The 10782-nt window shown below is 37.8% G+C and carries 7 protein-coding genes and 1 pseudogene; 6 read left to right on the forward strand and 2 right to left on the reverse strand.

Annotated elements, in window-relative coordinates; genetic code table 11:
- Positions 1-49 precede the first annotated feature (49 nt).
- Entirely contained in the window at positions 50-1465 is a 1416-nt protein-coding gene (locus FD31_RS13035; RefSeq protein WP_057893222.1) for an NAD-dependent succinate-semialdehyde dehydrogenase, read from the reverse strand.
- A gap of 221 nt (positions 1466-1686) precedes the next feature.
- Between FD31_RS13035 and FD31_RS13040 the strand changes: the two genes are divergently transcribed.
- Positions 1687-2625 carry an AEC family transporter gene (locus FD31_RS13040; RefSeq protein WP_057893223.1) on the forward strand — a complete coding sequence of 313 codons (939 nt, stop codon included), beginning with the start codon at positions 1687-1689 and terminating at the stop codon, positions 2623-2625.
- Positions 2626-2665: 40 nt separating this feature from the next.
- Here the strand turns inward: FD31_RS13040 and FD31_RS13045 are convergent, their stop codons facing one another.
- Positions 2666-3835: a MalY/PatB family protein gene (locus tag FD31_RS13045; RefSeq protein ID WP_057893224.1), complete on the reverse strand. Its 1170-nt coding sequence runs from the start codon at positions 3833-3835 to the stop codon at positions 2666-2668.
- Between the two features lie 561 nt (positions 3836-4396).
- Between FD31_RS13045 and FD31_RS13050 the strand changes: the two genes are divergently transcribed.
- The 5 genes and pseudogenes from FD31_RS13050 to FD31_RS13070 form a co-directional block, all read left to right on the forward strand.
- Positions 4397-5785, forward strand: a complete 1389-nt coding sequence (locus FD31_RS13050; RefSeq protein ID WP_057893225.1) for an amino acid permease — start codon at positions 4397-4399, stop codon at positions 5783-5785.
- A 140-nt stretch (positions 5786-5925) separates the two neighbouring features.
- A complete protein-coding gene (locus FD31_RS13055; protein ID WP_057893226.1) occupies positions 5926-6660 on the forward strand; it encodes an IclR family transcriptional regulator in 735 nt (244 codons plus the stop codon).
- Between the two features lie 10 nt (positions 6661-6670).
- Positions 6671-7423 (forward strand): SDR family NAD(P)-dependent oxidoreductase, encoded by a 753-nt coding sequence (locus FD31_RS13060; protein ID WP_235805373.1) that lies wholly within the window; start codon positions 6671-6673, stop codon positions 7421-7423.
- A gap of 301 nt (positions 7424-7724) precedes the next feature.
- Entirely contained in the window at positions 7725-7925 is a 201-nt protein-coding gene (locus FD31_RS13065; protein WP_057893227.1) for a cold-shock protein, read from the forward strand.
- Between the two features lie 287 nt (positions 7926-8212).
- Positions 8213-10782 (forward strand): annotated as a pseudogene (locus FD31_RS13070) (leucine-rich repeat protein); the annotation flags it as partial.

Here is a 10782-nt window from a genome sequence, read left to right on the forward strand (position 1 = left end):
GGAGTTATGTCACAGCCCCTTTTGATTTCTATTTTAATTTAGAGTTTGGTTATTTAAATACAGCTAAACCGCCAGCAGGATTATTCCAATCAGGGTCTTGCGCTGTAACAACTAATTTTTCATTTGTGAAAGCATTTAGTCCTAGTTGACTCATTTCACGGCCATATCCGGAACCTTTAACACCACCAAATGGTAACTCTGGCAATGAAACTAAGAATGAATTTACAAAGACCATCCCGGTTTCAATCTTCTCGGCAATAGCTTTACCGTGTTGTGGGTCAGCTGAAACGACGATTCCACCTAAACCTAATTCAGAGTCGTTAGCCAAGTCGATAGCCTCTTGATCAGAACTTACTTTAAATACTTGGGCAACTGGTCCAAACATTTCGTCGTAAAATTCGGGATTATCTTTATCAATATCAGTCAAAATTGTTGGTTGGATAAATTGACCTGGCAAGTCGATTGGTTGATTACCGTAATAAACGTTAGCACCACCAGCCACAGCTTTGTCAATTTGACCTTGAAGCTTCTCCTTGGCACGTTTGGAGTTCATTGGGGCAATTGTTGTCTTAGGATCCATTGGATCGCCAGGGACTAGTTTTTCAAAGTTAGCCTTGAGTTTCTTCAAGAACTCATCGTACAAATTGTCAGCAACGATAAAACGCTTGTCTGAAGTACATACTTGTCCAGCGTTATAAATCCGGACACGCCATGCTAAATCAACAGCTTTATCAACGTCAGCGTCTGACAAAACAACGAAAGCATCAGAACCACCTAATTCCATTGAATTCTTCTTCAAATTTTTACCAGCTGTTTCGGCAACAGATTGGCCACCACGTTTTGAACCAGTCAAAGCAACACCTTGAACACGTGGATCGGCGATAATGTCAGCTACTTGGTCGTAACTAGCAAACAAGTTAGTTAAACTACCAGCTGGAGCACCTGCTTCTTGAACAATTTTGGCAAATGCCTCAGCAGAACCAGGTGTATTTGAGGCATGTTTCAAAATCATGGGATTGCCGACCATAAAGTTAGGGGCAAAGACACGCATGATTTGATAATAAGGGAAATTCCAAGGTTCAACCATCATCAACACACCAGTAGCTTGATGTAAAATTTCAGCATCCCCCGTGTTACGACTACTGATTGGAGTTGGCTTTAATAAATCAGCACCATTGTCAGCGTAGTAATCAGCAATGATAGCACAGAGTTCAACTTCGCCCTTTGATTCAGCGTAAAGCTTCCCCATATCGATCGTCGCAATCTTTGCCAATTCGTTCTCGTTCTCACGTAAACGGTCAGCAATTTCGTGCAAAATAACGGCTCGACTAGCGACTGATTCATCGCGCCATTGCTTATATAATTTATAACCGGTACCTAAAGCTGTCTCAATTTCTTCACTAGTAGCGTCAGGATACGATTTAACAAGTTCATTTGTATATGGATTGACTGTTTTATATGCCATAATCAATTCCTCCTAATTTTCAAAACGAAAATCTCATTAGTTTTAATTTACGTTTCTATTGTAAGACAGCGATTACATAATTCAAGGATTTGAACTCGACCATTTTTTGCATTGGACCGTACCAGATATGAAAAGTAGACAAATCAGGAACTTTTTTCAAAACTTTTCAAAAAAGTGTAACATAAGGCATATATATAATTATATGAAGGGTGTTTTTTTATATGGGTGTCTTCTTTTCTAGTATTCAAGGAATTCTAATCATTATCGGTTTAATTGCAGTCGGCTATGGACTCAGTGCGCTCGGTTGGTTTTCTGAAAATTCAACACGTTTAATTGCAAAAATAGTTACTCAAGTTGCCTTGCCTACTTATATGATTTCCACAATTACCAAAGATTTCACGGCTGACAAGTTGATTAAACTGTTACCCAATTTGGCAATCCCTGTTATTTCGATGACCATTTTGATTTTTATTTCTATACTCTTAATTAAGATTTTGAAAATCGATCCTAAGCATAAAGGTTTATTTGCCTCGATGTTTTTCAATTCCAACACGGTCTTTGTTGGCCTTCCCGTTAACATGGCACTCTTTGGTGAAAAAAGTTTACCTTATGTTTTGGTCTACTACATGGCTAACACAACCTTCTTCTGGACACTAGGAACATATTTGATCCAGATGGATGGCGAAATCAAAGGTCACTTCAAACTCAAGACCACCCTCAAAAAAGTCTTTTCACCACCATTGATGGGTTTCATTATTGGTTTAATTTTGGTAATGTTACACATCCAATTACCAAAATTCTTAATGTCAGACTTTGAATATCTGGGTAACTTAACTATCCCATTATCAATGATTTTTATCGGTATTTCGATTTACAATGCTGGTCTAAAAAACATTTCTTTCCACAAGGACAACTTAGCTATCCTCTTCGGCCGTTTCATCTGTGCTCCATTGTTGATGGCTGGATTATTCCTCTTCATTCCAGCTAGTCCATTAATGAAACAAGTCTTCATCGTTCAAGCAGCTATGCCAGTTATGACAAATGCGCCAGTTGTTGCCAAACTTTATCACGCTGATTCCGATTACGCTGCGATTATGGTTACGGAAACAACCTTGTTGAGTTTGATTGTTGTGCCTATTATTATGGTTTTAATTAAGTAATGACGTACTAAAAAAGATCGAGAATAATCTCGATCTTTTTTTATTTTCTATTAATATATTTTTCGATACCTTTTCTTAAACGTTCCGCACCATCTTCAATATTACTCTTAGGTGTTGCTAAATTAACTCGCAAGAAACAATTACCATTGCCACGGTATTTCGTTCCTTCAGCTAAATACAAACCAGTTTCATCACGTAAAAATTGATTAAACTCATCTGATTTATCAGTTAATTTACTACAATCGAGCCAAGCTAAGTAAGTTGATTCTGCTGGAATAACTTTGATTTCGGGGATATTTTCTTGAACAAATTTTTCCAAATATTCTCGGTTAGTCTGAATATATTTCCGTAATTCGTGTAACCACTCGTGACCCTCAGTGTAAGCAGCAATAGATGCGTCGATTGCCAAGATACCAGGTTCGTTCAAAACATCTACTGAAATAGCTTTTTCAGCTAATTGACGCAGATGTTCATTCGGAATAATCATTGTTGAAGCATGTAAAATGGCTACATTAAATGTCTTACTTGGTGAAACCAAAGAAATACTATTATCAGTCACATCACTTGCCAATGAAGCAAATGGTACATAATCATGACCTGGCATTGTCAAATCACCATGAATTTCATCAGAGATTACTAACACATGATTCTTTTTAGCCATCTGACCAATTTTAGTCAAAGTTGCTTTGTCCCAAATATGACCACTTGGATTGTGTGGATTACAGACGATCATAACAGTCGTTTGTGGATCAAGCATCTTATTTTCCAAATCTTTCCAATCAATACTATATTGGCCCTTTTTATAAGTGAGTTCACTATTTAAAATATGCCGACCATTCTTTTCAATTGCTTGGAAAAATGAATTGTAATTGGGTTCTTGAATTAAAACATTGTCACCAACATCAGTTAGATGACGCAAAATCGAACCGATTGTAGGCATAATACCAGTACTAAAGACTAGCCAATCTATCTCTGGCTCAAAGTTATGTTCCTCTTTATACCAACTAGCAACTGCTTGATAATAGCTTTCAGGAACATATTGATAACCAAAAATACCTCGATCAACATCCTTATGCATTGCCTCAACAATTGCGGGAGCCGTTTGAATATCCATATCAGCAACCCACATTGGCAACTCATGTTCCTTAACATTCCACTTCTCAGAATTGGCGTTACGACGATCATTTATTTTATCGAAATTAAATTGCACAGTCTCCACCCCCTTTTTCTTAGTCACCCACAGGGTATCATCAAGTCAGTTCATATTGCTAGTGAAATATATTTGCTGTCTCGACTTCCTGAAGTTTTTCTTTTAAAAACAATTTGTACTTATACTGTTACCCAAATTAATTAATACCGACTAATATCGATATGTAATTTAAAGGATACGCGTGGTGCTAGTTAGTTTTGTTACCACTAACTTAAATAACAAGCTTGTCATAATTAAATATACTTCAACCATTTTAAGAAACTTAAATTTATATAAAGACATTAGTCGGAAGAATCGAGAATAGTTACTGGCTGTGAAAGTGGTGTTAGTACGGGTGGTTTCCCCGTGCTTACAGCACCGGGCGTGTTTGGAGACTCGTTTTCGAGGCTCCAAACCGAGGTCTGAGACCTTGGCTCAGACCGGTCCGCATAGCCAGTAACTATTTCTCGATTCTGGAGACGGCATCCTTCAATATACCCATCATTTATTTTGTTAAAACTGTAATTTTATAACCAATCATGCAATAATGTTATGTACATTAAATTAGAAAGTGTGTTATTTATGCCCTCCTTATTTCGAAAAAAAGATATCGTTAATGATCTCTTACACGAGGAAACTAGCCTCAACCGAACTTTGACCGCTAAAGACCTAATTATCATGGGTGTTGGTGTTATCGTCGGTTCTGGTATCTTCATTACTCCAGGTATTATCGCCGCTAATTATGCCGGCCCTGGGGTAATTTTGACGTATCTTTTAGCTGCTCTAGTTTGTATCGGGGCTGCCTTTTGTTACTCCGAATTCTCATCAACTATTCCGCTAGCAGGTAGTGCCTACACATACTCCTACTCAGTTTATGGAGAAATTGTGGCTTGGATCGTTGGTTGGTCGCTAATTTCTGAATACTTATTTGCGGCTTCATCAACAGCAGTTAGTTGGTCCGCTTATTTCCGTAATTTATTAGCAGGCTTTGGCATTCATTTACCAAAAGTCTTGCAATCTGCCGCAGGAACGGTTGGCAATCCCGAAGGTCGTTTTGATATTGTGGCTTTCGTTATTGTTTTAATCGCTACAACGCTACTACTTCAAGGTATGACCGAATCTATGAAAGTCAATACCATCATGGTTTACATCAAGATATTCGTCATTTTGTTATTTGTTGCCGTTACAGTCTTTTATGTTAAGCCGAAAAATTACAATCCATTCTTGCCATTTGGTGTTGGTGGAATTGGTCGTGGTGCCGCCGTGGCATTCTATGCGTTCTTAGGTTTTGATACTGTTTCTTCAGCCAGTGAAGAAGTTAAAAATCCTAAGCGCAACATGCCAATCGGTATCATTGCTTCCTTATTAATCGTCGCTATTCTTTACAGTTTAGTTTCGCTAGTTTTAGTTGGAGCTGTTAATTACAAACAATTAAACGTAGCTGATCCCGTTTCACATGCGTTAAATATTTTAAATCTAAACTGGGTTTCAGGTATCGTTTCACTAGGAGCCATTATGGGTATGACAACCGTGCTACTCGTCGTTATTTATGGTGGAACTCGCTTGATTTTCTCACTCAGTCGTGATGGCTTATTACCACGTCAATTTGAAACACTCAGTAAGCAAGGCGTGCCTTTGCGCAGCACCTTTTTAGTTGGACTCGTTGCAGCAACCGTCGCTGCGGTTATTCCAATTGAAAAAATCACTGAACTAGTTAATATTGGAACCTTATTGGCCTTTGCTGTAACGTCGATTGGTGTGATTTCGCTGCGTCACAGTAAGAATACCAAGGATTTGAAACCTGCTTTCCGCGTACCGTTATATCCAATTTTTCCAATTGTTTCCTTCGCAGCTTGTGTGTATTTAATGACACAACTACAAGCATTCACATGGAAAATGTATGCCGGTTGGACAGCTATTGGTCTAATCATTTACTTTAGTTACGGTTTCCGTCACAGTAATGAAAAATAAGAGTGCTGGGTAGCTTACAACATACCCTAAACTCTTATTTTTTTAGCTAAAATTTTTGTTTCATATACTGAAACTTTTAACTGACTTTTGGCTTTCTACTTAAAACAGATTATCTTACTCATTGAGAAAGGAATCAGCACATGCCAAACTCATCATCAACTTTACGAAACGGTTTAAAAATTCTGGAAATTTTGAAAGGTACAAGTGGGCTTCGTTTAACCGAGATCACCCAAAGATTAGGGTTAAACAAGACCACAGTGTATCGACTGTTAAGTACTTTAGTAGAACTGAATTATCTCAAGAAAATCGATAATAAATATTCACTCGTCCATCAAACTGATATTACTAATCAATATAACGACCCCTACCTCAATTGGGTCTCGATTCCTGTTTCCAAAAGCATCACTAATAAATTCCAAACAACGGCTTTTATTGGGATTCTTCGCGGAAAAGACGTCGTCATCACTCAAGTATTTCCAGCTAATCAAGGCTTCGATGAATTCAAAGTCTTGGGAAATGCGACTCCAGTTAATTTGAGTGCTTTAGGTAAAGGAATCGTCGCTTTCTTATCAGCTGCTGAACAACAAAATATTTTAAATCAATTGAATTTTGACATCGCTACTAAATATACCTTAACGGACCAATTAACTTTCCAACAAAATTTGAAAACAATTGCTCAAAACGGTTTTGCCCTCGATGATGAAGAGAGTACGATCGGTATTCGATGTTTGGCTGTGCCCATCTTTCGCAATCAAAGGGTCATTGCTGCTTTGGGAATTTCGGGTACTTTTGACAAAATTCCTCGAAGCAAATTAAAACAAATGGCTAAGGAACTCATTAATTGTAGTCGTGAGATCACTAACGAGTTCTTTTAGAGGAGATATTATGAAAACAGTCGTAATTACCGGTGCCGCATCTGGCATGGGACTTTGCGCCACAAAGAAATTTTTGAATAATAATTGGCAAGTCGTTATGGCGGACTATGACGTTAAAAATGGTCAAACTCAAGCCGATAAATTAGCTACTACTTTTAATGATGCCGTGCAATTCAAGCAAACTAATGTGGCCGATGCTAAGTCTGTTTCTGAATTAGCACAATTCAGTCATGACAAATTTGGCAAAATTGATGCCATCATTAGTAACGCTGGAGTTTTTGTTAAAGGTGCATTGCATGAAGTGGCCGAAAATGATTGGGACCGAATCATGAATATTGATGTAAAATCAGTCTATTTAATGACTAAGAGCTTTGTTCCGGACATGATTAAGCAACGTAGCGGCGTTATACTAAATACTGCTTCAATTTCTGGTTTAATGGGCGATTTCGATATGGCTGCTTACAGTACAGCTAAAGGTGCCCTAACTAATCTAGTTAAATCAATGGCACTGGATTACGGAAAGTACGGTATTCGTGTCAATAACATCGCCCCCGGCCCTACTAATACCCCAATGTTCCAACAAAATCCGCAAGCAGTGATCGATAAATTTGTTGCTGCTAGTCCATTGAAGAAAATTGTTGAACCAGAGGATATCGCTAATATGATGTATTTCTTAGCCTGCGACGAAGCTAGTTCAGTTACTGGTCAAAATATTGGCGTAACTGCTGGATTTGGTATTTATAGTAGTCAACCTCAACAATAATCCCAATAAATTTAAAAAAAGTTTTGCCAGATAATTAACCAATTTTTTTTGAGCATTTATACTATCTATTCAACGATGGTACCGATTTTTTCGAATTTATTTTCATCAAAAAATCTGCTCCATTTAAAAATAAATAATATTAATTGTCCCAAATGGGTTCCATTTTCCATCAAAAAAGGGCATAATACACATATTGTATTAAAGTTAGTTAGAGACTTAATTTTTCATAAGAATGGTTACTTTCTGAGATTAGCTTAAAAATGCAAAAAGTTTGCGCAAAAAGCGCTGGAGGTTCTCATTCATGGAACAAGGAACAGTTAAATGGTTTAACCCTGATAAAGGTTTTGGTTTTATTACTCGCGAAGATGGTAGTGACGTATTTGCTCACTTCTCAGCTATCCAAGGTGACGGATTCAAGACTTTAGACGAAGGTCAACACGTAACATTCGACGTAGAAGACGGCGACCGTGGACCACAAGCTACTAACATCGTTAAAGACTAGTTAGTAACATATAAAAATAATCTAAGTGATTGTAAAATCCCTAGTAATCATATTATTGATTACTAGGGATTTTTTTTGCATTCAATATGATTAATTTATAATCAGTCTTCTTAAGTATTATATTTTATTAATATATAGACTAAATATTCACTTGATTATAAAAAAATACCATTTTAGTAAAAGATTCTTACAAAAGATGAAATAAATAAATTTATCACAACCTTATAATTTGGAAGAGACATTATGTATATATTTCTTAAACAAATAAGAACCATAGGGGGATATTTATGAGATTTCAACAATTAAAACGTGATCCTAACGCAATTATGAGGAAAAAATTAGTCAAATCAAAGAAGTCATGGGTTGTGGTAAGTAGCCTTTCCATCGCCGGTGGATTATTGATGATGACAGCACCAAGTTATGTCGCTAAGGCCGACACAACTACAACTGCACCAGCAACACCTACAGAAACAGTTTCTAAGGCACCTTCGGCCACTCCCGAACCTGCAGCTTCTTCAAATAATGAGGGTACTGTTACTGGCAGTGATACACCTAGCCCAGCTACTCCTGCTGGCACATCTGCAAGCGATTCTAAAGGTACGGGAACTGTTACTCCAGCCCCTGTTGTAGGAGAAAATACTCAACCTGAAGATACCAAGGCACAAACTACTGAGGAAACTCCAGCTAATCAAAATAACCCAGTTACTCCAATAACAAAGGACACAGATACTGAAGTACCAGTTGAAAAACCTGCTGACACTCCAAATCAAGATGTCCAAGTGGTTAAAGCCGCTGCTGCTCCAGTTGCTCAACTATCAGCAACAAAAAAAGTTGTTGAAGCACCAACTGAACCAACTACTCCTATCGATCCTGCTAAACCAGCAACAGAAACTCCTGCTGCGGACGAAAGTGGTGCTGTTCCTAGTGGCGATGTTAAACAAGAAGATGCATTAAAAACTGCTGCTGATGCTAAACTATTAGTCGCCGCAACAGTTCCTGCAGATGCTGTTTTAAGCATACCCGCTTTGGATGCTGATATCGCTGCTGTTCCAGTTGTTGAAGATGTAACCGTTCCTACAGATTCCGGTAACGGTTGGAATGTTACTGATAGTGGTACTAATTTACACATTACTGGTCCACTTGATGAAGGAACTGGTGTTGATCATGAACGTTGGGGCGGTAATACAAAAACAATTACACAGGTAAACATTGAACCTGCTACAGGCACATCAATTGCAGCTCCATTAGATTCATCATATTTATTTGCTAACATGACAAACTTAGAGGGAATTACCGGATTAGATAAACTTACGTTCCCCTCAGATAGTTCTAAATCGGTTAACGCCGAAGGAATGTTTAAAAATGATTCTAAAATCAAAAATATCGATTTATCTAATAACACTCTAACAAGATTTACAAATATAAGTCATATGTTTGAAAACGACCATGCTCTTGAAACAGTAACTATGGGATTCAATTTCTTTAAAAACATTATTGACGGAAGTTATGCATTCGCAAACTGTGAATCCTTAACTGACATTGTTGGACCAGAACTTGTTGCTGGGCAGGGAGTCACACATAGTATGAATCAATGGCTTGCTCCTGATGCAACCGATTTAAGAGGATTTTTCAAAAATGACATTAGTTTTAAAACAATAAATGTCTATACATGGGCATGGAATTCAAATACTGAAACCGGTGACTCATCCATTGGTGAAGGTATGTTTGATGGTACTAGTTTAGATAGTATTGTTTTAAACTCAGGTCTTCATTTTAATCCAAAAACGGCTTTAACATCAGGCGACGGTACTAGATGGCAGAGCACGAATACTTCAGGACCAGTTCAAACATTTTCAGCAATGCCTATTTTAGGTACTTCAAATAACATTACCAATGGACTAGGTTACATATACGATGGTTTACAAGACCATTTTGCTGGTGGTTATTCTAATTATACTAATCCCACTACCAAGAGCAATCCTCTCAAGCGTCTTGAATTTAAAATTGATAAAACCACAGCCTCTAAGCTTGGAGACCCTATTGATAATATTGTAAATGTAGATACAGATCAAGGTCCCATTACATTTACAGCACATGGTAAATTTGGTGAAACCAGTATAGTAGATGTACCTACATCTTATGATTTTAATGGTCATACTTATAATTCTACTTCACACGTTCAAGTAGCATTTGGTCAAATGACTCCTACAGCAGCAGTTATACCTGTCGATGAAGCTGGAAGTACTGACCCTAACGGAATCGTCTATAGTCGTATCCAAGCTAATGCGGGTAATGTAACCGTCCAAACGACTACAAACGGTGTAACAAGTGATCCAATAACAATTGCCGTAACGCCAAATACTGATACTTACGCCGGTGACACCTTACCTGTCACCGTACCAATTCCAAAGGGATATCATACAGCCGATGGTGCTGATTCCATTAGCGTAACCTATGATAAAAATGGAAACCCCGTAATTGCTGATACAACAATTACATTAATTGGTGATACGATTCCCAGTTCTACTCCAAATCTAACTGCAATTGCTGGACCCGACAAAGAGAATATCACTGTTACTATTCCAGAGGGTATTGTTGGTACTACAGCTAACGTTAAACCAAATGAATCATTCAATGGTTATTCAACTCCTGATATCACCATTACTTATACGGCCGATGGTGCAGTTCTTTCTCAAAATAATGTACCCATTGATTCTACGAACCCCATCAAATACATTGGTATTGCGACTAAAGGAATCGACGATTCCTCTGTCGCCGTCGATCAAGCTGGTAATAAGATAACTGTGCCTATCACTGCCCCTGCTGGTACTGTAGGTTCTCCTCAAAATATAACCAT

The organism is Companilactobacillus nantensis DSM 16982 (assembly GCF_001435815.1).
Lineage (GTDB): Bacteria > Bacillota > Bacilli > Lactobacillales > Lactobacillaceae > Companilactobacillus > Companilactobacillus nantensis.